The following is a 23045-nucleotide window of genomic DNA, read 5'->3' as shown; positions in this document are numbered from 1 at the left end:
CGGGGCGCGAACCTTCAAGCGCGAGGACGGCTGAGCCACCGCACGGCCGCGGACGAGCAGCTCGGGGCGCGAACCTTCAAGCGCGAGGACGGCTGGGACGACGAGAGAGGCCGCGCAACCCGCGCGGCCTCTCTCACCTCGGTCGACTCACTCCACGCCGAGCAGAACCTCGACAGCGCGGGCGAGGAACGCGTCGACCGGCGCCTCGGCGTAGGCGTTCGGGCCCTTGCGGCGGCGGAACGTGGCCGCCCGCACCTCGGCGGCGGCGAGGGGCGCGCCCGTGTCGAAGTAGGCGACAAGGCGACGGCAGAGCTCGTCGACGTCGGCGGCCTCGTAGCCTGCTTGCCGACGTTCCGGCGGCGCGAACCGGTCGCCGTCGGGCCGGCCGAGGCGGCCGTAGAGCGTGCGGGCCTGCTCGCTGAGCTTGGCCATCCACGCGGGCTGACCCTGCGTCGCGATGAACTCGGCGCGAGCGCGGGCGACGAACGCCGCCTCGAGGCGGTCCAGCGCCGCGTCGACGGCTGCCGTGACGTACCCACCCCGGACCATGTCGAACGCCACGCCCCGCACGTCCTTGCTCGACAGCGCCGAGGCCGGCCCCTGCTCGTACACCGCCCGTGCGTGGGCGAAGAAGTCGTCGACCTCGTCCGGGTCGTAGCCCTGCTTCAGACCGGAGACGGTCCGGAACATGCCGTCACTCACTCGTCCTCCTCTGCTGCGAGCTGGCCGCAGGCACCGTCGATCTCGCTGCCGCGCGTGTCCCGGACTGTCGTCGGGATCCCGTGCGCCCGCAAGCGTGCCACGAACTCCTGCTCGACCTGCGGATCGCTCGCGGTCCACTTCGAACCCGGTACCGGGTTCAGCGGGATCGGGTTGCAGTGCACCCAGCCCCGACCGCGCTGGTTGAGCAGCTCGCCGAGCAGGTCCGCGCGCCACGCCTGGTCGTTGATGTCGCGCATCATCGCGTACTCGATCGAGACGCGGCGGCCGGTCGCGACGAAGTAGCGGTGCGCCGAATCGATCGCCTCGGCCACCGACCAGCGCGTGTTGACCGGCACGAGCTCGCTGCGCAGCTCGTCGTCGGGCGCGTGCAGGGACAGCGCGAGGGTCACCGGGATGCCCTCGCCGGCAAGCTTGTTCATCGCCGGGACCATGCCCACAGTGGAGACCGTGATGTTGCGGGCGGACATGCCCAGGCCGTCGGGCGTCGGCGCGACGAGTCGACGCACGGTCTCCATCACCGACTTGTAGTTGGCGAGCGGCTCGCCCATACCCATGAACACGACGTTCGTCAGCCGCGTCGGGCCGCCCGGCACCTCGCCGTCGGCGAGCATGCGGCCGGCGGCCCGGACCTGCTCGACGATCTCCGCGGTCGACAGGTTGCGCGTGAGCCCCATCTGGCCCGTCGCGCAGAACGCGCACGCCAGACCGCAGCCGGCCTGGCTCGAGATGCAGAGCGTGGTCCGGTTCTTGTACCGCATGAGGACGGACTCGACCTTGGCGCCGTCGAACAGGTGCCAGAGCGTCTTGACCGTCGTGCCGTTGTCCGCCGTCATGGTCTTGTGCGCGGTCAGCAGGCGGGGGAAGAGGCCCTCGACCAGCTTGTCGCGCGTCGCCTTGGGCAGGTCGGTCATCGTCGCGGGGTCGTTGGACAGGTGCGTGAAGTAGTGCGTCGCCAGCTGCTTGGCGCGGAACGGCTTCTCCCCCAGCTCGGTGACCGCGTCGATCCGCTGCTCGGGCGTGAGGTCGACGAAGTGCTTGGGGGGCTTGCCCCGCGGTCCGCGGCTGGGCGAGGACAGGTCGAGGCGGACGGGTGTACCGGTCATGGGTACCCCCTCTCGGGTCGGGCTGGCGGGTGCGGCCGCCTGAACGGAAGGGGTCAGGCCGGCTGCAGGACCGACAGGACGAGGTAGACCGCCGGGACGGTCAGCAGAAGGGAGTCGAGCCGGTCGAGCAGGCCGCCGTGACCGGGGATGAGCCGGCCCATGTCCTTGAGCTCCAGGTCGCGCTTGAGCATCGACTCGCTCAGGTCGCCGAGGGTGGCGGTGACCACCGTGGCAAGGCCGAGGAACACCCCGACCAGCGGCTCACCGGCGAAGGCGACCTGCACACCGACGACACCGACAACGCACGCGAGGACGATCGACCCCAGCAGACCCTCCCAGGTCTTCTTCGGGCTGACGGACGGCGCGAGCGGGTGCTTGCCCAGCAGGACCCCGACGGTGTACCCGCCGGTGTCGTTGGCCACGCAGAGCAGGATGAAGAGCATGACGCGCGACGGGCCGTCGGGCTCCGCGAGCATGAGCATGACGAACCCGGCCAGGAACGGCAGGTAGGCGGCGGCGAAGGCGCCCGCGGTCACGTCCCGCAGGGCGGGCTGACCGCTGCCGTCGAGCACGCGCCAGACGACGACACCGCCGACCGTGAGCATGAACGACACGAACAGCGCCTCGGGTCCGGCCGTGTACGCGGAGACGAGGATCCCGACGGCGCCGACGAGCAGCGGGAGAAGCGGGATGTGGATGTCCCGGCGCGTGAACGCCTGTGCCAGCTCCCACAGGCCCGCGCAGATCGCGACGATCGCCAGGACCCCGAACGCTTCCTTGCGGATGAACAGCGACGCCACCACGAGGATGAGCAGGCCGACGCCGACGACGATCGCGACCGGGAGGTCACGACCCGATCGCGGTGTGCGGGTGCTGGCGATGGCTGTGTCCGACATCAGACCTCGAGCAGCTCGTTCTCCTTGGACGAGAGAAGCTGGTCGATGAGCTCGACGTGCTTCTTCGTCAGGGCCTCGAGCTCCTTCTCCGCCCGGCCGACCTCGTCCTCGCCCGCCTCGCCGTCCTTGACGATCCGGTCGAGCTCCTCCTTGGCACGACGGCGCACGTTGCGCACCGAGATGCGCGCGTCCTCGGCCTTGGTCTTGGCCAGCTTCACGAAGTCCTTGCGGCGGTCCTGGGTGAGCGTGGGCAGGACCACGCGGATCACGTTGCCGTCGTTGGTCGGGTTCACCCCGAGGTCCGAGTCACGCAGCGCCTTCTCGATCGCGACCGTCGACGACTTGTCGAACGGCGAGACGAGGATCGTGCGGGCCTCGGTCACGTTGAACGACGCGAGCTGCTGCAGCGGTGTCGGGCTGCCGTAGTAGTCGACGAAGATCTTGGAGAACATCGCCGCGTTCGCACGGCCTGTGCGGATCGTCGAGAAGTCCTCCTTGGCGACCTCGACGGCCTTGTCCATCTTCTCTTCAGCCTCGAAGAGGGTGTCGTCGATCACCGGAGCTCCTTCGTCGTCTCGTGTTGTCCGAACGGGTCAGATCAGTTGGCTGTGATCAGCGTGCCGATCTTCTCACCCTGCAGCGCTCGAGTGACGTTCCCCGGCTCTTCGAGGCCGAAGACGCGCATGCGGACGTCGTTGTCCCGGCACAGGCTGAGGGCCGATCCGTCCATGACGCCGAGGTCGTTGACCAGGGCGTCGGTGTAGGTCAGGTGCTCGAGCTTGACCGCATCCGGGTCCTTGCGCGGGTCGGCCGAGTAGACGCCGTCGACACCGTTCTTGCCCATGAGCACCTCGTGGCAGTGCGTCTCGAGGGCACGCTGCACGCTCACGGTGTCCGTCGAGAAGTACGGCATGCCGGCGCCGGCGCCGAAGATGACGACGCGGCCCTTCTCGAGGTGCCGGATCGCGCGCAGCGGGATGTACGGCTCGGCGACCTGACCCATCGTGATGGCTGTCTGCACGCGGGTGCTCACGCCGGCCTGCTCCAGGAAGTCCTGCAGCGCCAGGCAGTTCATCACCGTCCCGAGCATGCCCATGTAGTCAGCGCGCGCCCGGTCGAGTCCGCGCTGCGAGAGCTCGGCGCCGCGGAAGAAGTTGCCACCGCCGACGACGATCGCCACCTGGACGCCGCTCCGGACCGCAATCGCGATCTCGGCGGCCACGCGCTGGACCACGTCCGCGGCGAGGCCGATGTCGCCGCCGCCGAAGGTCTCGCCCGACAGCTTGAGCAGGACTCGACGCTCCGGAACAGCTCCGCGTGCGGTGCTGTGGTCCTGGCTCACGTCGCCTCCTGAGAAGTGGTCTGCTCGTTCCGTACCCGGTTGTGACGGTGGCCCCGACCCAGTCGGATCGGGGCCACCGTCACATGCACAGGTGTCAGGCTCCCACGCGGTAGCGCACGAAGCCCGTCAGCGTGCCGCCGGCCTCGGAGAGGACCTGGGCGACCGTCTTCTTGTTGTCCTTGGCGAACGCCTGCTCGAGCAGGACGTTCTCCTTGAAGAAGCCGTTGAGACGGCCCTCGATGATCTTCGGCAGTGCGGCTTCGGGCTTGCCCTCGTTGCGCGCCGTCTCCTCGGCGATGTGGCGCTCGTTCGCGACGACGTCGGCCGAGACCTCCTCGCGGGTGAGGTACGTGGGCGAGAACGCCGCGATGTGCGTCGCGATGTCGCGGGCCACACCGGCGCCGGCGGCGTCGGTCGCCACGAGGACGCCGACCTGCGGCGGCAGGTCCTTGCTGACCTTGTGCAGGTAGACCTCGACGTGCTCGCCGGCCACGCGGGCCAGACGACGCACGACGATGCGCTCACCCAGGGTGGCGGCCGTCTCGTCGACGATCGTCTGCACGCTGGAGCCGTCGACCTCGGTGGCCAGCAGCCCCTCCGCGTCGCGGGCGGGGCTGTCGATCGCGACCGTCAGGACCCGGTCCGCCAGAGCGACGAAGTTCGGGCTCTTGGCGACGAAGTCGGTCTCGGAGTTGATCTCGACGAGCACGCCCGTCTGCCCCTCACCGTCGGCCGTCGGGCCCACGTGAGCGACGACGAGGCCGTCCGAGGCGGCACGGCCCTCACGCTTGCCGACGCCCTTGAGGCCCTTGACGCGGATGATCTCGAGCGCCTTGTCGGAGTCGCCGTCGGCCTCTTCGAGCGCCTTCTTGACGTCCATCATTCCGGCACCGGTCTTCTCGCGCAGCGCCTTGATGTCTGCGAGCGAGTAGTTCGCCATCAGTCGTGTCCGTTCTGCTTGTGTCGTGATGATCGAGCGGGGATCCGGCCGCCTCGCGGCGGCCGGATCAACTCACTTGGCGTCGGTGTCGCCCTCGGTGGCCTCGTCGGCCGCGGTCTCGTCAGCGGCGGCCTCCTCGGCAACGGCCTCGGCGACGACCTCCTCGGCGACCTCGAGCGCGACCTCAGCCTCGACGCCCTCGGCGACGAGCGCCTCGGCGACGGCCTCGACTGCGGCCTCCTCGACGGCAGCTTCGGCGACGATCTCCTCGGCAACTGCCTCGGCGATCGCCTCGACGGCCTCGGCAGAGGCTGCCTCGTCGGCAGCGTCCTCGGTCACGACTGCCGCGTCGGCGGCAAGGCCTGCCTCGGCACCGGCAAGCAGCTCGCGCTCCCACTCGGCCAGCGGCTCGGCGTCGGCGTCGGCGCCCTCGGCGGCCGCGGTGCGACCCGAGTGACGCTTCAGCAGACCGTCGGCAGCGGCGTCCGCGATGACGCGGGTCAGCAGCTGCACGGCGCGGATGGCGTCGTCGTTGCCCGGGATCGGGTAGTCGACGACGTCGGGGTCGCAGTTGGTGTCCAGGATCGCGACGACCGGGATGCCGAGCTTGCGCGCCTCGTTGACGGCAAGGTGCTCCTTGTTCGTGTCCACGATCCACACGGCCGAGGGAACCTTGGCCATGTCGCGGATGCCGCCGAGCGTCTTCGCGAGCTTGTCCTTCTCGCGGCGCAGGACGAGCAGCTCCTTCTTCGTGAGGTTCGAGCCCGCCACGTCGTCGAAGTCGATCTGCTCGAGCTCCTTGAGGCGCTGCAGGCGCTTGTGCACGGTGCTGAAGTTGGTGAGCATCCCGCCGAGCCAGCGCTGGTTGACGTACGGCATGCCGACGCGGGCGGCCTGGTCGGCGACCGGCTCCTGCGCCTGCTTCTTGGTGCCGACGAACAGGATCGTGCCGCCGTGGGCGACGGTCTGGCTGACGAAGTCGTACGCGCGGTCGATGTAGGACAGCGACTGCTGCAGGTCGACGATGTAGATGCCGTTGCGCTCGGTGAAGATGAAGCGCTTCATCTTGGGGTTCCAGCGCCGGGTCTGGTGTCCGAAGTGGACACCGCTCTCGAGCAGCTGGCGCATGGTCACGACGGCCATGGCACGTCCTTCCGGCGCGCACCGTGAGGTGCACGCGTCAGTGGCGGACCTGCGAGAGGTCCGCATCTCGGTTGTCGGCTCCGACCATGTGGTCGTCGCCCCTGGCGCCATGTCGTCGCCCGCTCCGGACGGCTGCACCGTGTGACCACGTGTGCACTCGCCGGACCGCTGCGGAGATCGACCCCGTCCTGGTGCTCACCGAGCCACGAGGCCGAAGCTTCGAGGCGCAGGCAGGCTCCCGGATCGGGAGGATGACGCGCGAAGTCGACCGGTACGGACCGGTCGCGCAACTAGTTTAGCCGATGCTTGCAGAAGGTCCGAACACGGCTCGACGCCGGCCGCGAGCCGTCCCCAGCCCTCGGGCGAGGTTCACGCCCCGCTCACTCCCCCGCGTCGGGCGGGGCGGGCGCACAGTGGCGCCATGGCCGGAGCTCCCCAGCGACCCACGCAGCCTCGTCGACTCACCCTGGCGGTGGGGTTCGCGGTCTGCGCGCTCGTGCTGCTGGTGGTGTTCGGCGTGCTCGGCTCGGCCGTGCCCGCATCGTCGGAGCGGGCAGCCGTCGGCGCGGCGTCCACCTACGGTCTCCCCCTGGGGGGAACGCCCGACGTCGCTCGTCGGTTCGAAGCACCGGAGCACCTGTGGTCGGCCGGCCATCGCGGCGTCGACCTCCGTTCGGTGGCCGGAGCGCCGGTGCTCGCTCCTGGGGGCGGCGTCGTCACGTTCGCCGGGTCGGTCGCCGGTCGCGGAGTCGTGACCGTGGCCCACCCGGACGGTCGGCGGTCGAGCGTCGAGCCTGTCAGCCCCTCGGTCGGCGTCGGGACCAGCGTGGTGCTCGGTCAGCCGGTCGGCACGCTCGAGTCGAGCGGTTCCCACTGCGCACCGCAGGCGTGCCTGCACTGGGGCGTGCGGCTGGAGGGCAGCTACGTCGACCCCTTGGGTCTTCTCCCGGGTGCTGGACCGGTGGTGCTGCTGTCGTGACGCCTGAGCGCAGCGGGGTCGCGCGTCAGACGTCCGAGCATCGCGACGTCGGAGCATCCCGACGTCGGGCGTCGGCTCTTCCGCCTCGGAACGTCACGTCGGTCCCTGGGTGCGCCGTGTCGGCGTCCGGCGTCGTCAGACGGAGGTCAGATGCGTTCGGCGTCCATCAGACGGGTGCGCAGCCGAACCATCGCCGCCGTGTGCATCTGCGAGATCCGCGACTCCGTGACACCCAGGACTCGACCGATCTCCGCGAGCGTCATGCCCTCGTAGTAGTAGAGAACGACGACGATGCGCTCACGCTCGCCGAGACACTCGATGGCCCGGGCGAGCAGGAACTTGGTCTCCGCGGCCTCGAGCGAACCGGCCGGGTCCTGCGACCGCTCGTCACCCAGGGTGTCCCCCAGGGAGACGCCGCCGGGACGGTCCTCGCCGCCACCGAGCAGCTCGTCGAGGGCAGCCACGTTGACGGTGGACAGCTGGGAGTAGATCGCGCGCAGGTCCTCGACCGGCATCTCGAGGTGCGTGGCAACCTCGGCCTCGCTGGGCGTGCGGTGCAGCTTGGCCTCGAGCTCGGCGTAGGCGCGGTCGACGGAACGGGCCTTGGTACGGACCGAGCGCGGGACCCAGTCCATCGCGCGGAGCTCGTCGATGATCGCGCCACGGATGCGGGAGGAGGCGTAGGACTCGAACTTCACCGCACGGTCGGTCTGGTACTTCTCGATGGCGTCGATGAGGCCGAACATCCCGTACGAGACGAGGTCGGCCTGCTCCACGGTGCTCGGCAGTCGCATGCCCACGCGGCCGGCGACGGCGTTGACGAGGGGCGCGTAGTGCAGGATCAGGCGCTCACGGGCCCGCGGGACCGCCGTGGCCTTGTACTCGTCCCAGACCGCTTCGATGTCCTCGGCGGTCCGGCTCGGCGCTGGGCCTCGCTGCGTGGGGACCTCGGCGAGCAGCTCGGCTGCGGAAGCGCGCGGCTGCGGGATCACGCCCTCGGGCGCAGTACCCGTGGACCGCGTGTGCACGTTGTATGCGGCATCCAGCTGAGTGGTCATGGTCGACTCCGTCGTGTCCGTCATGCTCGGGGGTGCGCCTGCTGGAACGCCGATCGCAGACGCTCGGCGGAGACATGGGTGTAGCGCTGCGTCGTGGCGAGGCTCGAGTGACCGAGGATCTCCTGGACGCTGCGCAGGTCGGACCCACCCTCGAGAAGGTGGGTCGCTGCGGTGTGGCGCAGTGCGTGGGGTGCGACGTCGTCGACGCCGGCGAGGGCTGCGGCCTGGTGGACGACCGCGCGCGCCTGGCGCTGGTCCAGGCGACCGCCGCGACGGCCGAGGAACACGGCCTTCGGCGAGGTGGGCTGGGCGAGCTGCGGGCGGCCACGCTCGAGCCACGCGCGCAGCGCGAGCTCCGCGGGGCGACCGAACGGGACGACCCGCTCCTTGTCGCCCTTGCCCACGACACGGATGGTCCGCTCGGACGGGTCGGCGTCGGTCAGGTCTGCCCCGACGACCTCGCCCACCCGGACGCCGGTCGCGTAGAGCAGCTCGAGGAGCGCCCAGTCGCGCAGGTGGATCGCGTCGTCGTCGGCGGCACGCTCGCCGGCCGAGTCGAGCAGCTGCGCGACCGGCTCGGCGCGCAGCACGGTCGGCAGCGGGGATGCTGCGCGAGCCGTGGCCAGACGCACCGCGGGATCGGTGGCGACGAGCTCGGTGCGGGTGGCCCAGGCGAAGAACGTCCGGACGGCTGCACCGCGGCGGGCGAGCGTAGAACGACTCCGCTGGGCCGTCGCCATGGAGCCGAGCCAGCCGCGCAAGGTGGCCAGATCAATGTCCGCCAAGGTCGCGGCACCGTGCCGTGAGGCATATCCGAGAAGCAGGTCCACATCGCCCAGATATGCCCGAACCGAATGCTCCGACAAGCCACGCTGGGCCGTCAGGTGGTCGGAGAACGCAGCAAGGATGCTCGCCCGGCTGGGCGTCCCTGGGGTGATCTCGGCCACGTTCATGTCCACTACGGTGGCGTGAAATGGCCTCAGGAACAAGCGCGGCTTTCACACCTACGGCCTAATGCTGGGCGATTCCAGGTCGAATGTCCGATTCGCCGAGCACCCATTGGACGTGTGTCCGTTTTTTTCACCCGCTCTTGGGCTCACCCTGCAATCTCCTGGCCGCGCCATCGGCGCGTCCGCTGGACATTTGGGTCCGGCATCATTCGGACATCCGGGCCAGAAGCCACCGGTTGCCCCGCCGAACTACCCAGCCGTCGAGCTCCAGGAGCCCCAGCGCGGCGCTGGCCTCCGCCCCCGAGACGCCGGCGGCGGATGCGACGCGCGCGACCTCCGAGCCCGTCCGGCGCGGCAGCGCGTCCAGAACGAGACGCGCGACGGGGTCGAGGTGATCCGTGGGGCGTCGGGCGCCCGCGTCGGCCGCCAGCTCGGCCCCGGTGATCCCCGCACCCGACAGTCCGGCGAGCTCGCTCACCTCGTCGACGTCCGTCACGCAGACCGCGACGCCCTCCCGGAGCAGCCGATGGCACCCCGCGGACGCCGCCGATGTCACCGGACCGGGCACGGCACCGACCGGTCGGAGCAACCGCGCGGCGTGGTGCGCTGTGCTCATGGCCCCCGAGCGCCACGCCGCCTCCACGACGACGGTCGTCAGGGACGACGCTGCGATCAGCCGGTTCCGCTGCAGGAACCGGCTCTTGGTGGGCAGGCTCTGCGGCGGCACCTCCGACACGAGGGCACCGCCCGCCGAGACCACCGCCTCGAGCAGCCCGGCGTTGCCGGCCGGGTACGCCCGGTCGACGCCCCCTGCCAGGACGACGAGCGTGGCACCGTCGCGCGCCACCGCGCCCCGGTGCGCCGCCGCGTCGATCCCGTAGGCGCCGCCGGACACCACGCACACGTCACGCCTGGTCAGGCCCTCGGCGAGGTCGAACGCGACACGCTCGCCGTAGGTCGTCGACGCCCGCGACCCGACGATCGAGACCGACCGCAGCAGGACGGCGCGAAGATCCGTCGAACCGCGGACCCACAGGCAGAACGGCGACTCGACGCCGAGGGAGCTGAGGCCGTCGGGCCACCGCGGGTCCGACGGCACGAGCAGCACACCGCCGAGCCGCTCGAGCAGGTCCAGGCTCCGGACCGGGTCGGCGTCACCGAGCCGGCCGGCCCACCGGACCACCGCGCGCGCGATCCGCGCCCGGACCGCCGGCGTCAGGGCGCCGCACCGATCCTCGAGCTCCCGCCACTGCGACTCGGAGAGTCGCTCTGCCGCGCCGCGCACCCACTGGAGGGCGTCCGACGCGCCCATAGTCTCGACGAGGGTCCCCGCGACGACGTCGCCCGGCTCGGCCAGCGCACTCCAGGTCGACCGCGCACGGACGTCGTCCTCGTGAGCGCTCACGCGCCGTTCCCCCGGGTGCGCAGCAGGAGCGCACGGCCGACCTGGGACCGCCCCGGCGCGCTCCGGCCCTCGAGGTCGGCGAGCGTCCACGCCACCCTCAGAACCCGGTCCACCCCGCGCAGGCTGAGCGTGCCGCGGTCCAGCGCCCGGTCGAGGTCCGCCATGAGCGTGCGGTCCGGGCCCAGCCGGTCACGGAGCCACCCGCCCGGCACGTCGCCGTTCGTCCGCCAGGGCGTTCCCGCCAGACGGGCCGCCTGTGCGGCGCGCGCCCCCAGGACCCGAGCGGCCACCTGCGCGGTCGACTCGCCCGCGACGGAGCCCGCACGCGCCGGTCCGAGCTCCACCTGCAGGTCCACCCGGTCCAGCAACGGCCCGGACAGCTTGCCGAAGTACCGTCGGCGCTGCTCGCTCCGGCACGTGCATGCGAGCCCCTTGCCGACCGCTTGGCCGCACGGGCACGGGTTCGCCGCGAGCACGAGCTGGAACCGCGCCGGATACCGCGCCGTGCCTGCTGCGCGGTGCAGCACGAGCTCACCGTGCTCGAGCGGCTGCCTCAGCGTCTGGAGGACCGCCGTACTGAACTCCGGCGCCTCGTCGAGGAACAAGACACCCCGGTGCGCCCGGGACGCCGCACCCGGACGCGGCACGCCGGACCCGCCACCGATCACGCTCGCGGGTGTCGCCGTGTGGTGCGGGTCCTCGAACGGCGGTCTGCGGAGGAGCCCGTCGCCCGGATCGAACGCGCCGGCCACGGAGTGCACCGCAGTGACCTCGACGGCATCGGCCTCGCAGAGATCCGGGAGGAGGCCGGGCAAGCGGGCCGCGAGCATCGTCTTGCCGGTGCCCGGAGGCCCGACCATCAGCAGGTGGTGGCTGCCGGCCGCGGCTACCTCGAGACACGCCCGGGCGTCGTCCTGGCCCATGACGTCCGCGAGGTCGAGCGCGGCCAGGCGGGGTCTGGTCTGGACCGGCTCCGGTTCGACGGCCGGCAGGGCCGGGACAGCGACATCGGCGCCGTAGCCGGCGGCCACCTGCGCGAGGCTGCGAGCCCCGACCACCTCCGCGCCGGGCACGAGCCGCGCCTCGGCCACGTTCGCCTCGGCGACGACCACCCGACGACGCCCGGCAGCGACTGCCGCGGCGACGGCAGGCAGCACCCCGCGCACGGGACGCAGACGTCCGTCGAGGCCGAGCTCGCCGAGGTGCACCACGCCGTGGGGGCCGGTGGGGTCGATCGCCTCCGCCCCGGCGAGCGTGGCGACGGCGATCGCCAGGTCGAAGCCGGAGCCCGACTTGGGCAGGGTGGCCGGCGACAGGTTCACGGTGATCCGTCGGTTGGGCCATGCCAGGCCGGACGAGGTCACCGCAGCGCGGACCCGGTCCCGCGACTCGGCGAGGGAGGCGTCGGGCAGTCCGACGAGGGTGAATGCGGGCAGCGAGGGGGCAAGGTGAGCCTCGACGTCCACCACGTGCCCGGTGAGCCCGACGAGAGCCACACCCAGGGTCCGGCCGAGCGCCATCTAGACCACCCCGACGAGGTGGTCGACCTGCGCCCTGCGACCCCGCAGCAGGAGCACGGCGATCACGTCGACCCGGACCGAGCGGGGGTGCACGTCGTGCACCGCCAGCCACTGCGCAGCGAGTCGTCGCACCCGAGCGAGCTTCACGGCGGTCACGGCCTCTGCGGGATGCCCGTACGCCGTCGAACGGCGGGTCTTGACCTCCACCACCACGAGCTCGTCGCCGTCCAGCGCGACCAGGTCGAGCTCACCGTCCCGGCACCGCCAGTTGCGTTCGAGCACCTGCCATCCGCGGCCACGCACATGCGCCTCGGCCACGTCCTCCCCGTACCGCCCCACTGCGTCCTTCGCGCGCACCGGACCACCTCCGGGAACGACGCTGCCAGGTGGAGACCACAATCGACGCGCGCCCCTCGGCGCCGCAGAGCGAGCGGGGTTGTGGTCGGGTCAGCGGGCGAAGCCGGCGCTGCCGCCCAGGTCCAGCTCAGCCTTGGCGAGCTCCTCGACGTTGACGTCCTTGAACGTGACCACGCGCACCGACTTCACGAACCGCGCGGAGCGGTACACGTCCCACACCCAGGCGTCGCCGAGGGACAGCTCGAAGTAGACCTCACCGGCAGCAGAGCGCACCTGGAGGTCGACCTGGTTGGCCAGGTAGAACCGGCGCTCGGTCTCGACGACGTAGGAGAAGAGCCCCACGACGTCGCGGTACTCGCGGTAGAGCGCGAGCTCCATGTCGGTCTCGTAGTTCTCCAGGTCCTCGGCACTCACGCGCCCATCATCCCCCATCACTGCACGCAGGGCCGCCCGCGACGTCCCGGGCAGTGCGACTCAGTCGGTGTCGACCCCGGGCAGCCGCCAGGACCTGCGGTGCAGGACGCTCGGCCCGAGCTCGCGCAGTGCGGCCATGTGCTCCGGGGACGCGTAGCCCTTGTTCTCGTCCCACCGGTATCCGGGGTGCTCCGTGGCGAGGTCGACCATCATCGCGTCGCGCTCGCACTTGGCCAGCACGCTCGCCGCGGCCACGCTCGCGCACGACCGATCCGCCTTCACCCGCAGGTGCACGCGGGGCCCCGGTGCCGCCGGCGCGTCGTCGAAGAGGTCCCCTTGGGCGGGGAGGCTCAGCCAGTCGTGCGAGCCGTCGAGCAGCACCACGTCGACCGGTCCGACCTCCAGCGCCACCATGGCGAGCGCTCGGGTGCCCGCGATCCGCAGTGCGGCGATGATGCCGACCTCGTCGATCTCGCCGGCGCTCGCGTGCCCGACGGCCCGCGCGAGACCCCACCGGCGCAGTGCCGGCAGCAGCGCCGTGCGGGCGGCCGGCGCCAGCAGCTTGGAGTCGGCGACGCCGCGCGGCGCGGACCGCGTCGAGACGTCCACGACGACGACGCCGACGCTGACCGGCCCGGCCAGCGACCCACGACCGACCTCGTCCATGCCGGCGAGGAGTCGCGCCCCGTCGCGCAGGAGAACTCGCTCGTGGCGCAGGTGGGGTGCCGGGCGGGGGGCCGCGGCGCGCGCCGCCCCTGCTGGTCGGTCCGTGGTCGTCGTCACGACGGGTCTGGCACGCCCGCGAACGTGCTGCTCGGGTTGTGGAGGACGCCGAACCGCTCGAGCGGCCACACCGTCACGAATGCTGTGCCGACGACGTTCGAGATCGGCACGGAGCCGCCACCCGGGTCTCCCGTGTGGAACCTCGAGTCGGCCGAGTCCTGCCGGTTGTCGCCCATGACCCACATGCTCTTCGGCGGCACGGTGACGTCGAACGGCTTCTCGCACGGGATGGCACCGGCGGCCAGGTACGGCTCGTCGAGGGCCACGCCGTTCACCGTGAGCTGCCCACCTGGGCCGGCGCAGGTGACGTGGTCACCGGGGAGACCGATCAGCCGCTTGACGAGGTGCTTGTTGGCGTCGGCGGGATAGAGGCCGATGAACGTGAGCGCACTGTTGATGCCTGAGCGCACCGGACCCGGGTCCACCACGACCTCGTTGGTGAGCCAGCCACCGGGGTCCCTGAAGACGACGATGTCACCGCGCCGCAGGTCGAACGGGCCGGGCGTCAGCTTGCTGACGAGGATCCGGTCGTGCTCGATCAGGGTGTCGTGCATGGACGGGCTCGGGATGAAGAACGCCTGCACCAGGAACGTCTTGACCAGCAACGACAGGACGATCGCGCTGACGAGGATGATGACCGTCTCGCGCAGGAGCGAGCCGGCGCCACCCCGTCGCTTCTGGACCGCGTGCCGCCGAGCCCTCGTCTGGATGGGCTCCGTGCGTCCGACCTGCCCGAACGGGACGACGGGCGTGGTGGCAGGTGCCGGAGTCGTGCTCGCGGAGGCCACCTGCCCCGGCCAGGGCGCCGGTCCTGGGTCCAGGCCGAACTCGTCGCCGTGTCTGTCGGTCACCCCAACACTGTCGCACGCGCAGATGTGTTCCGCGCACACGCTCACCCGACGGGCCCCACGAACGCCCGGACGCCATGCCGTTCGTTGCAGCGGCTGGGTGCGACGCCCTAGGGACGCCTTCCGGGTGGGCGGGTCACGACGGGTTCGGCACGTCCTCGAACGTGCTGCGTGGGTTGTGCAGGACCTCGAACCGCGACACCGGCCAGACCGTCACGAACGCCGTGCCGACCACGTTCGCCAAGGGCACCGAGCCGCCGCCCGGCTTGTCCTGGTGGAACCGTGAGTCGAGGGAGTGCTGCCGGTTGTCGCCCATCACCCACATGCTGTCCGCGGGAACCGTGATGTCGAACTGGAGCTGACTCGGGATCGCCCCCGCGGCCAGGTACGGCTCGTCGATCGCGACGCCGTTGACCGTCACAGGCTCACCCGGCCCGGCGCACGCGACGTGATCGCCGGGCAGACCGATCAGACGCTTGACCAGGTGCTGGTTGGCATCCGCGGGGTACAGGCCGACGAAGGTGAGCGCGCTGGTGACAGCCGCACGGACCGGCCCGGGATCCGGCACCACCTCGCCGGTGAGCCAACCACCCGGGTCCTTGAACACGACGACGTCACCCCGGCGCAGGTCCAACGGCCCGGGACGCAGCTTGTCGACGAGGATCCGGTCGTGCCTGATCAGGGTGTCCTCCATCGACTCGCTCGGGATGAAGAACGCCTGCACCAGGAACGTCTTGACGATCAACGACAGGACGAGTGCGCTGACGAGGATGACGACCGTCTCGCGCAGGAGGGATCCCGCACCACCGCGGCGCTTGTCGGCGGCAGGCCGCCGCACCCCGGTCGGGACCGGGCCGAAGCGCGAGACCTGCCCGGGAGGCACGACGGGCACGGTGGGCGCCGCGGCGGGAGTCGGAGCGGCGCCGGTGACCGCCGCCTGCCCCGGCCAGGCGGCCGGTCCTGCGTGCGGGCCTGACTCGTCGGCGTGTCTGTCGCTCACCCCGAGACTCTCGCACGTGCAGATGTGTTGCGTGCGCACGTTCGCCAGCCGGGCACACGAACGGGCGGCCACCGTCAGGTGACCGCCCGTTCGAGGCGTGCTGGAGCGCTGAGGCGTCAGGCCTTCTTGGCCGGGACGAAGTCGCGCTTCTCCTTGATCTTCGCCTTCTTGCCGCGCAGGTTGCGCAGGTAGTAGAGCTTGGCGCGACGGACGTCACCGCGGGTGACGACCTCGATCGACTCGAGGCTCGGGGAGTGCACCGGGAAGGTGCGCTCGACGCCGACCTGGAAGCTGACCTTGCGGACCGTGAACGTCTCGCGGACGCCGCTGCCCTGGCGCGCGATGACGACGCCCTGGAACGCCTGGATGCGGGAGCGGGTGCCCTCGACGACCTTGACGTTGACCTTCAGGGTGTCACCGGCGCGGAAGTCCGGGATGTCGGAGCGCAGCGACGCTGCGTCGACGGAGTCAAGCGTGTGCATGTGATGTCACTTCCTCGCCCTGCCACAGGTCAGGAGCGTCGTCGGGACGACTCGGTCAGGCCGCGTGGGCAGGAACCGGCGTCCGTGGGCTCATGGTCGTACGCGTCCGACTATCTCGGGTGGCCGGTGATCGTCTCCCCTGTGGCAGAGACGCGGCCTTGCGCGCACCAACGGACAAGTCTGCCACACGGACCGGACGGTCAGGTAATCGGGTCGGGAGCGAGGCGCCCGTCGACGGGATGCCAGCCGAGCTCGGCGAGCAGGCGCAGGTCGTGGGTGTCGAGCTGGTCGAGCGGCAGCGCGGCCACGAGGTCCGGTCGGCGTGCCGCGGTGCGCGCCAGCGCCGTGTCGCGCCGCCAGCGGGCGATCTTCGCGTGGTGCCCCGAGAGCAGCACGTCGGGCACCTCCAGTCCCGCCCACGCCGGGGGCTTGGTGTAGACCGGGTACTCGAGCAGCCCCGCCGCCCCGTGCGACTCCTCGACGAGCGACTGGGGGTTGCCGACGACACCCGGGAGCAGGCGCCCCACGGCCTCGACGACGACCAGGGCCGCCACCTCGCCCCCGTTGAGCACGTAGTCGCCGATCGAGAACTCCGTGACCGTCAGGTCCGCGCGCGACCGGTAGTGCTCGGCGACGCGCGCGTCGATCCCCTCGTAGCGGCCGCAGGCCAGGACGAGGTGGGACTGGGAGGCGAGCGCCTCCGCGGTCCTCTGCGTGAACGGCTCCCCCGACGGTGTGGGGACCAGCAGATGGGAACCCGGCGCCAGGACCTCGTCGAGCGCCGCACCCCAGACGTCGGGGCGCATCACCATGCCGGCGCCCCCGCCGAACGGGGTGTCGTCGACCGTCCGGTGCCGGTCGGTGGTCCAGTCCCGAAGGTCGTGGACCCGCAGGTCCAGCAGCCCGGACGTCCGGGCCTTGCCCACGAGCGACAGCTCGAGCGGCGCCAGGTACTCAGGGAAGATCGAGACGACGTCGATGCGCACGTCAGTCGTCGGCCCCGTCGGCAGTGTCAGCGCTGTCGGCCCTACCGGTCGTGTCCTCCTGCGCCACGCCGACCGTCTCCTCGGAGACGACCAGGTTGGCGACGTCAGACGCCAGCAGACCACCTGGCGGGTCGAGCACGACGCGACCGCCGGCCACATCCACGACGGGCACGATCACCCGCACGAACGGGATCAGCGTGCGCGTGCCGTCGAGCTCCCGCAGGACCAGCATGTCGTGCGCAGGCAGGTGCTCGAGCCCGACGATCTCACCGAGCACCGTGCCGTCGACGTGCTCGGCCCGCAGGCCTGCCAGCTCGTGCGGGTACCAGGCGTCGTCCTCGTCGGAGGAGTCCTCCTCCACGACCAGCTCGGTCCCTCGCACGGCCTCGGCCGTGGTGCGGTCGGTGATCTGCGCGAAGGTCACGTACCAGCGACCGTGCTGCATCCGGGTGCTGACCACGGTCAGCGGTCCGCGCGCGGCCGGTTCGGTGCGCAGCTCGGCCCCGATGCCGAAGCGGTCCTCGGGGGTGTCGGTGCGCAGGTCGAGCGCGACCTCTCCGCGCAGGCCGTGGGCACGGCCGATCCGCGCGACGGTCAACAGCATGGGAAACCTCTCGGGTCAGGTGGAACGAGCGAAGGCCCGGTCCCCAGGCTAGGGGACCGGGCCTTGCGCGATCGTGCGGGTGCTCAGCTCAGCGCCGGTCGACGTCCACGACGTCGACCCGCACGGAACCGTCCGTGGACAGAGCGCCGACGACGGTGCGCAGCGCGCGAGCGGTCCGGCCGCCGCGGCCGATGACCCGACCGAGGTCGTCCGGGTGCACACGGACCTCCAGCAGGTCGCCACGACGCAACGTCGAGGCGTTGACCCGCACGTCGTCCGGGTGGTCGACGATGCCGCGCACCAGGTGCTCGAGCGCCTGCGCGAGCATCAGGCCTGCTCGTCCTCGGCCGGAGCCTCGGCAGCAGCAGCCTTGTCGGAGGCCTTCTTCTCGGACGCCTTGGCCTTGGCCTTCTCGGCGTCCAGGTTGGCGGCCTCGATCGCGGCCTTCGGGTCGACCTTGTCGGCCTTGGTGCGCAGGGTGCCCTCGGTGCCGGGGAGACCCTTGAACTTCTGCCAGTCACCGGTGATCTTGAGGAGCACCTGGACCTGCTCGGACGGCTGTGCGCCGACGCCGAGCCAGTACTGGGCGCGCTCCGAGGAGATCTCGATGAGCGACGGCTCCTCGGTGGGGTGGTACTTGCCGATCTCCTCGATCACGCGACCGTCGCGCTTGGTGCGCGAGTCGGCGACGACGACGCGGTAGTACGGCTGACGGATCTTGCCGAAACGCTTGAGACGAATCTTGGTGGCCACGGTGTGGTCTTCTCCTGAGGTCTGCTGAGGTGACGTTCCCGCGCATGGCCCGTGGGGTTGGGCGCGCCGGTTCGGTCGGGACACGGCGAACGCAGGTAGAGGGGCTGCAGACGCCGGGTACAGCCGACCATTGTGCCAGACGCGGAGCCACTCCCCCAACCACACCTCGAGAAGCAGCCCGCGGTCACGCCCGCGCGACGACGTGCCCCCGGAGCACCACGGCGCGCGGGTGCTGGAGCGCGCCGATGTCCAGCCGTGGGTCCGCGTCGAACACGACGACGTCCGCGCTCTGCCCCTCGCCGACACCCGGGACGCCGAGCCACTCCCGGGTCCGCCAGCTCGCGGCGGCCACCACCTCGCGGGCGGGCAGGCCGGCGCGGACCAGCTCGGCCGCCTCGTCGGCGATCCGACCGTGGCCGAGCGTGCCACCGGCATCGGTGCCGACGAGCACCGGGACCCCCGCCTCGTAGAAGTCCCGCACGAGCTGGTAGCGACGAGCGTGCAGCTCGCGCAGCCGTCTCGCGAACCGTGGATAGCGGGCTTCGCCCTGCGCGGCGATCGCCTCGAACTGGGCGATCTGCAGAAGGGTCGCCGTCACCGGGACACCTGCCGCGGCGATGCGGTCGATGTGCTCGGGCGTGGCACCCGTGGCGTGCTCCAGACAGTCGATGCCTGCGTCGAGGAGCGCGTCGAGCGACTCCGTCGCGAAGGTGTGTGCCGTGACCCGAGCTCCGACGGCGTGCGCTGCGGCGACCGCCGCGGCCAGCACGTCCGCGGGCCACAGAGGGGTGAGGTCGCCGTCGGCACCGAGGTCGCGGTCGATCCAGTCCGCCACCAGCTTGACCCAGCCGTCCCCGCGAGCGGCCTCCTCGAGCACCGCTGTCGGCAGGTCCTGCGGCGCGCCGAGCTCGCGGCCGTAGTGCCGCAGGTACCGCTTGGGCAGGGCCAGATGCCGCCCGGCGCGAAGGAGCCGAGGCAGGTCCGCGCGGTCGTGCACCCACCCGGTGTCGGCCGGCGAGCCGGCGTCGCGCACCAGCAGGACCCCGGAGTCGCGGTCGGCGAGCGCCTGGAGCTCCGCGGTGCCGGGATCTACCGGGCCGTCCGCGGCGAGCCCGATGTGGCAGTGCACGTCGACCAGCCCGGGAAGCACCCAGCCGTCGAGGACCGCCGACGGCTCGAGCGTCGGCCGCTGGAACGTGAGGCGGCCGTCGACGACCCAGGCTTCCCCGACCTCGTGCTCGTCGTCGATGACGACCGTGCCACGCAGGTGCAGGACCATCAGGCCGGCCGCCGTCTGACGAGCCGTGGCTCAGCGACCGCCGAGGAAGCGGTCGAGGTCGGCCGGCAGGGTGAGGTCGGCGGGATCGACGTCCACGGGCGCCTTGGGTGCGGCGACCCCGAACGCCGAGCCCGGGGCCGAAGCCGGCCGGCTCGTGATCCCACGCTCCTGCTCGGCACGCTTGGCGGGGTTGCCGGACTTGGCCTTGACCCGACGGACCGGCGCGGCAGTACGACCCTTCGACTTCTTGCCGCCCATGCCCGGCAGGTTCCCCATGCTGCCCGGCATGCCCGGGGGCATCCCGCCGCCCTTGGCCATCTGCTTCATCATCTTCTGGGCGCCGTCGAAACGCTCGAGCAGCTGGTTGACGTCGCTGGGCTGCGTGCCGGAGCCGCGCGCGATACGGGCGCGGCGCGATCCGTTGATGATCTTCGGGGTGCGGCGCTCCGCCGGCGTCATCGAACGGATGATCGCCTCGATGCGGTCGACCTCGCGCTCGTCGAAGTTGTCGAGCGCCTCCCGCATCTGGCCCATGCCGGGCAGCATCCCCATCATCTTCTTCAGGGGACCGGCCTTGCGCAGCTGCTGCATCTGGCTGAGGAAGTCCTCGAGCGTGAGGTCCTGACCCGCGGACAGCTTGCCCGCGAGCGCCTCGGCCTCGCCCGCGTCGAACGCCTTCTCGGCCTGCTCGATGAGCGTGAGGACGTCACCCATGTCGAGGATGCGCGACGCCATGCGGTCGGGGTGGAACACCTCGAAGTCGGTGAGCTTCTCACCGGTGGACGCGTAGAGGATCGGGCGACCCGTCACGCTGGCCACCGAGAGCGCGGCGCCACCGCGGGCGTCGCCGTCCAGCTTGGACAGGACCACGCCGGTGAACCCGACGCCGTCCTGGAACGCCTGTGCGGTGGTGACCGCGTCCTGACCGATCATCGCGTCGATCACGAAGAGGATCTCGTCCGGGTCGAGCGCGTCACGGATGTCGGACGCCTGCCGCATCAGGTCCGCGTCCACACCGAGGCGGCCGGCGGTGTCGACGATCAGGACGTCGTGCAGCTTCTGCGTGGCCGTGGCCAGACCTTCGCGGGCGACCGCGACCGGGTCGGCGTCGGCCGGCAGGACGTCCTCGTGACCCTGGTTCCCCTTGTGCGGCGCGAAGACCGGCACACCGGCTCGCTCGCCGACGACCTGGAGCTGGGTGACCGCGTTCGGGCGCTGCAGGTCGGCTGCGACGAGCAGCGGGGTGTGGCCCTGCGACTTCAGGTGCAGCGCGAGCTTGCCGGCCAGCGTGGTCTTGCCCGCACCCTGCAGACCCGCGAGCAGGATGACGGTCGGTGGGTTCTTGGCCAGGTTCAGCGTGCGGGTCTGCCCGCCGAGGATGGCGACGAGCTCCTCGTTGACGATCTTGACGACCTGCTGCGCCGGGTTGAGCGCCCCCGAGACCTCGGCCGACAGCGCACGTTCGCGCACGGCACCGGTGAAGGAGCGGACGACGGGCACCGCGACGTCGGCGTCGAGCAGGGCGCGACGGATCTCGCGCACCGTGGCGTCGATGTCCGCCTCGGACAGACGGCCCTTGGTGCGCAGGTTCTTGAAGGTCGACGTCAGTCGGTCGGACAGGGTGGCGAACACCTGGCGATCCTCACGTGTTTCGGGGCGTGCTGGACGGACTCACTGACGGCCTAGCGTACCTGCCAGCGCACGGGTGGCCCGCGCCGTCAGGTCGTCGACGAGAGTCGCGCGCCACGTGCTCCACGCGAGCGGCCCGGCAGCGCCGGCGTCCGCCTCCGTGAGTGCGCGCAGCAGGCCGAGCAGGTCCGGACGGTGGTCGACAGCGTCCAGCAGTCGCGCCATCGTCGCCGGGTCGTCGGGGTCGGCGGTCGTGGCCAGCTCGGCGAGCGTCAGGTGCTCGCGCACCAGCCGCGTCACGTCGGCGACGGTCTGCTCGTCGAAACCCATCCGCGCCACGATCGGACCGGCCAGGCGCGCGCCCTCCACCGAGTGGTCGCCGGCGCCGGCCCGCTTGCCGATGTCGTGCAGGAGTGCCGCGACCAGCAGGGTGTCGGCGTTCTCGACCACCCGCTTGTCGCGGCTCGCCCGGGCGACCGTCTCGATCAGGTGCCGGTCCACCGTGTGCCGGTGGACCTGGGAGCGCTGCGGCCGGTTGCGGACGCCGGCCCACTCGGGGATCCAGGTGGTCACGACGCCGGCCAGGTCGAGCGCCTCCCAGATGGGCACCTGCGCCGGACCGGAGCCGAGCAGCTGGAGCAGGTTCGTCCGCGCCGCCTTCGGCCACGGCGTCGGCAGGGCGGGCGTGGACGTCAGGCTCGCGACAGTCACGGGCGAGAGGTTGAGGCCCGTGCGAGCCGCGGTGGCGGCCGCGCGCAGGGAGAGCAGGGGGTCGTCGCCCGGACGCGCGTCGACCGCGAGCACGATCTCGCCGTCGTGCTCGACCAGGTCCTCCGCGATCGAGCGCAGCCGTGGCGCCGCGCGTCGACCGCGCACGAGCCGCGCGGTCCGTGCGGGGCGCTGGAGCGCCTGTCGGGCGTTGCGCACGGTCGTGTCGAGGGCGTAGGAGATGACCCGGCCCGCCTCCGCGATGCTCGCGAGGAGGTCGTCCCGGTCGTCGAAGCCGACGTGGGCAGCCACCTCGTCCTGGTCCGTGAGGAGCAGGCGGTTCGTGTGCCGCCGCGTGACCACCTGGACGGTGTCCCGCACGTCGAGCAGGTGGGCGTACGCCGTGTCGACCGCACCGTGCGGGCGGTCGGTGAGCCAGGTGGCCGCGAGCGCGCTGAGCACGACCGCGTCGCGGATGCCGCCGCGCGCCTCCTTCAGCTCGGGCTCGATGAGGTACGCGAGCTCCCCGTGCCGCTCGGCACGCTGTCGCGTGGAGCTCAGGAGCTCCGGCAGCCGCCGGCGGGCGGCGGAGCGCCAGTCCTCCAGCAGGGCCGACTTGGCGCGCGCGATGACCAGCGCGTCGCCGGCCACCGGTTGCAGGTCCAGCAGACCGACCGCGGCAGGCAGGTCCTTGGAGGCCACCTGGCGGCACTGCGCGAGCGAGCGGACCGAGTGGTCGAGGTCGAGCCCGGCGTCCCAGATCGGGTACCAGATGCGCTGCGAGAGCTCGGCGAGCTCGTCGGGAGGGTGCCCCCGGCCCTCGTGCACGAGCAGCAGGTCCAGGTCGCTCACCGGGCTGGCGTCCCCACGCCCGATGCTGCCGACGGCACCGAGCGCGATGCCCGAGACGTCCTCGCCGTGCGTGGCCAGCGCCCACTGCTCGCCGAGCCGTCGGACCACGAGGTCGACGATCGCCCGGCGTCGACCGATCCCGTCGGATCCCGGACCCGCCAGGCTCGCGGCGAGGTCGAGCCGTTCTGTGCGGAGGTCCCGCACCCCCACCGGGGGGTGCGGGACCTCGGGCGACCCGTTGCCGGCCGCGCCGGCCGCGGGCGGCCGCTCGTGTGTCATGTGCTGGCGCTG

At 71.7% G+C, this 23045-nt stretch carries 26 protein-coding genes; 2 read left to right on the top strand and 24 right to left on the bottom strand.

Going from position 1 to position 23045, the window contains the following annotated elements; genetic code table 11:
• Positions 1-147 precede the first annotated feature (147 nt).
• From I847_RS0107630 to rpsB, 7 genes are all read right to left on the bottom strand, one after another.
• Positions 148-702 carry a DivIVA domain-containing protein gene (locus I847_RS0107630; protein ID WP_028049232.1) on the bottom strand — a complete coding sequence of 185 codons (555 nt, stop codon included), beginning with the start codon at positions 700-702 and terminating at the stop codon, positions 148-150.
• Positions 699-1826 (bottom strand): 23S rRNA (adenine(2503)-C(2))-methyltransferase RlmN, encoded by a 1128-nt coding sequence (gene rlmN / locus I847_RS0107625; protein ID WP_028049231.1) that lies wholly within the window; start codon positions 1824-1826, stop codon positions 699-701. The genes I847_RS0107630 and rlmN overlap by 4 nt, the downstream gene beginning before the upstream one ends.
• 53 nt (positions 1827-1879) lie before the next feature.
• Positions 1880-2722 (bottom strand): phosphatidate cytidylyltransferase, encoded by an 843-nt coding sequence (locus I847_RS0107620; RefSeq protein WP_028049230.1) that lies wholly within the window; start codon positions 2720-2722, stop codon positions 1880-1882.
• Complete coding sequence (frr, locus tag I847_RS0107615) at positions 2722-3279, bottom strand: ribosome recycling factor (protein ID WP_028049229.1); 558 nt, start codon at positions 3277-3279, stop codon at positions 2722-2724. Before frr ends, I847_RS0107620 begins: the two co-directional genes overlap by 1 nt.
• Before the next feature lie 41 nt (positions 3280-3320).
• The gene (pyrH, locus tag I847_RS0107610; RefSeq protein ID WP_028049228.1) at positions 3321-4064 is read right to left on the bottom strand and encodes a UMP kinase; all 744 of its coding nucleotides are present in this window, start codon (positions 4062-4064) and stop codon (positions 3321-3323) included.
• A 94-nt stretch (positions 4065-4158) separates the two neighbouring features.
• Entirely contained in the window at positions 4159-5004 is an 846-nt protein-coding gene (gene tsf / locus I847_RS0107605; RefSeq protein WP_028049227.1) for a translation elongation factor Ts, read from the bottom strand.
• 72 nt (positions 5005-5076) lie between these two features.
• Positions 5077-6147, bottom strand: coding sequence for a 30S ribosomal protein S2 (rpsB, locus tag I847_RS22470; protein WP_034609362.1), 1071 nt, complete (start codon positions 6145-6147; stop codon positions 5077-5079).
• On the opposite strand from rpsB, the gene I847_RS26640 reads away from it, so the two are divergent.
• Both I847_RS26640 and I847_RS22465 read left to right on the top strand, forming a co-directional pair.
• Positions 6146-6292, top strand: coding sequence for a hypothetical protein (locus I847_RS26640; RefSeq protein ID WP_155856048.1), 147 nt, complete (start codon positions 6146-6148; stop codon positions 6290-6292). The genes rpsB and I847_RS26640 overlap by 2 nt on opposite strands.
• A 276-nt stretch (positions 6293-6568) precedes the next feature.
• Entirely contained in the window at positions 6569-7126 is a 558-nt protein-coding gene (locus I847_RS22465; RefSeq protein ID WP_081680591.1) for a M23 family metallopeptidase, read from the top strand.
• A 146-nt stretch (positions 7127-7272) separates the two neighbouring features.
• Here the strand turns inward: I847_RS22465 and whiG are convergent, their stop codons facing one another.
• The 17 genes from whiG to I847_RS0107505 all read right to left on the bottom strand — a co-directional run bounded on the left by whiG (position 7273) and on the right by I847_RS0107505 (position 23033).
• Positions 7273-8184: an RNA polymerase sigma factor WhiG gene (whiG, locus tag I847_RS0107585; protein WP_028049226.1), complete on the bottom strand. Its 912-nt coding sequence runs from the start codon at positions 8182-8184 to the stop codon at positions 7273-7275.
• 20 nt (positions 8185-8204) lie between these two features.
• Entirely contained in the window at positions 8205-9137 is a 933-nt protein-coding gene (locus tag I847_RS0107580) for a tyrosine recombinase XerC (RefSeq protein WP_034609359.1), read from the bottom strand.
• Between the two features lie 202 nt (positions 9138-9339).
• Positions 9340-10539 (bottom strand): DNA-processing protein DprA, encoded by a 1200-nt coding sequence (gene dprA / locus I847_RS0107575; protein WP_028049224.1) that lies wholly within the window; start codon positions 10537-10539, stop codon positions 9340-9342.
• The gene (locus I847_RS0107570; protein WP_028049223.1) at positions 10536-12059 is read right to left on the bottom strand and encodes a YifB family Mg chelatase-like AAA ATPase; all 1524 of its coding nucleotides are present in this window, start codon (positions 12057-12059) and stop codon (positions 10536-10538) included. Before I847_RS0107570 ends, dprA begins: the two co-directional genes overlap by 4 nt.
• Positions 12060-12416 carry a YraN family protein gene (locus tag I847_RS0107565; protein ID WP_028049222.1) on the bottom strand — a complete coding sequence of 119 codons (357 nt, stop codon included), beginning with the start codon at positions 12414-12416 and terminating at the stop codon, positions 12060-12062. It lies immediately after the preceding gene.
• A 90-nt stretch (positions 12417-12506) separates the two neighbouring features.
• A complete protein-coding gene (locus I847_RS0107560) occupies positions 12507-12830 on the bottom strand; it encodes a DUF2469 domain-containing protein (RefSeq protein WP_028049221.1) in 324 nt (107 codons plus the stop codon).
• A gap of 60 nt (positions 12831-12890) precedes the next feature.
• Positions 12891-13613, bottom strand: a complete 723-nt coding sequence (locus I847_RS0107555) for a ribonuclease HII (RefSeq protein ID WP_051274559.1) — start codon at positions 13611-13613, stop codon at positions 12891-12893.
• The gene (gene lepB / locus I847_RS22460) at positions 13610-14464 is read right to left on the bottom strand and encodes a signal peptidase I (RefSeq protein ID WP_369751714.1); all 855 of its coding nucleotides are present in this window, start codon (positions 14462-14464) and stop codon (positions 13610-13612) included. Before lepB (I847_RS22460) ends, I847_RS0107555 begins: the two co-directional genes overlap by 4 nt.
• 133 nt (positions 14465-14597) lie before the next feature.
• Complete coding sequence (gene lepB / locus I847_RS22455; RefSeq protein WP_369751713.1) at positions 14598-15461, bottom strand: signal peptidase I; 864 nt, start codon at positions 15459-15461, stop codon at positions 14598-14600.
• Positions 15462-15577: 116 nt separating this feature from the next.
• Complete coding sequence (rplS, locus tag I847_RS0107540; protein ID WP_028047047.1) at positions 15578-15943, bottom strand: 50S ribosomal protein L19; 366 nt, start codon at positions 15941-15943, stop codon at positions 15578-15580.
• A gap of 200 nt (positions 15944-16143) precedes the next feature.
• A complete protein-coding gene (gene trmD / locus I847_RS0107535; protein ID WP_034609358.1) occupies positions 16144-16929 on the bottom strand; it encodes a tRNA (guanosine(37)-N1)-methyltransferase TrmD in 786 nt (261 codons plus the stop codon).
• 1 nt (position 16930) lies between these two features.
• A complete protein-coding gene (rimM, locus tag I847_RS22450; protein ID WP_051274558.1) occupies positions 16931-17533 on the bottom strand; it encodes a ribosome maturation factor RimM in 603 nt (200 codons plus the stop codon).
• Positions 17534-17621: 88 nt separating this feature from the next.
• Positions 17622-17861, bottom strand: coding sequence for an RNA-binding protein (locus I847_RS0107525; RefSeq protein WP_028049218.1), 240 nt, complete (start codon positions 17859-17861; stop codon positions 17622-17624).
• A complete protein-coding gene (gene rpsP / locus I847_RS0107520) occupies positions 17861-18286 on the bottom strand; it encodes a 30S ribosomal protein S16 (protein WP_028049217.1) in 426 nt (141 codons plus the stop codon). The genes I847_RS0107525 and rpsP overlap by 1 nt, the downstream gene beginning before the upstream one ends.
• Before the next feature lie 184 nt (positions 18287-18470).
• Positions 18471-19565: an amidohydrolase family protein gene (locus tag I847_RS0107515; protein ID WP_034609357.1), complete on the bottom strand. Its 1095-nt coding sequence runs from the start codon at positions 19563-19565 to the stop codon at positions 18471-18473.
• A gap of 30 nt (positions 19566-19595) precedes the next feature.
• A complete protein-coding gene (ffh, locus tag I847_RS0107510; RefSeq protein WP_028049215.1) occupies positions 19596-21197 on the bottom strand; it encodes a signal recognition particle protein in 1602 nt (533 codons plus the stop codon).
• Between the two features lie 39 nt (positions 21198-21236).
• Positions 21237-23033, bottom strand: coding sequence for a [protein-PII] uridylyltransferase (locus I847_RS0107505; RefSeq protein ID WP_028049214.1), 1797 nt, complete (start codon positions 23031-23033; stop codon positions 21237-21239).
• Between the last annotated feature and the right edge of the window lie 12 nt (positions 23034-23045).

The sequence above is a fragment of the Cellulomonas sp. URHD0024 genome (genome assembly GCF_000426185.1).
Lineage (GTDB): Bacteria > Actinomycetota > Actinomycetes > Actinomycetales > Cellulomonadaceae > Cellulomonas.
The sequence above is the reverse complement of the archived record's forward strand: the minus strand, read 5'-3'. Positions and strand labels throughout refer to the sequence as shown.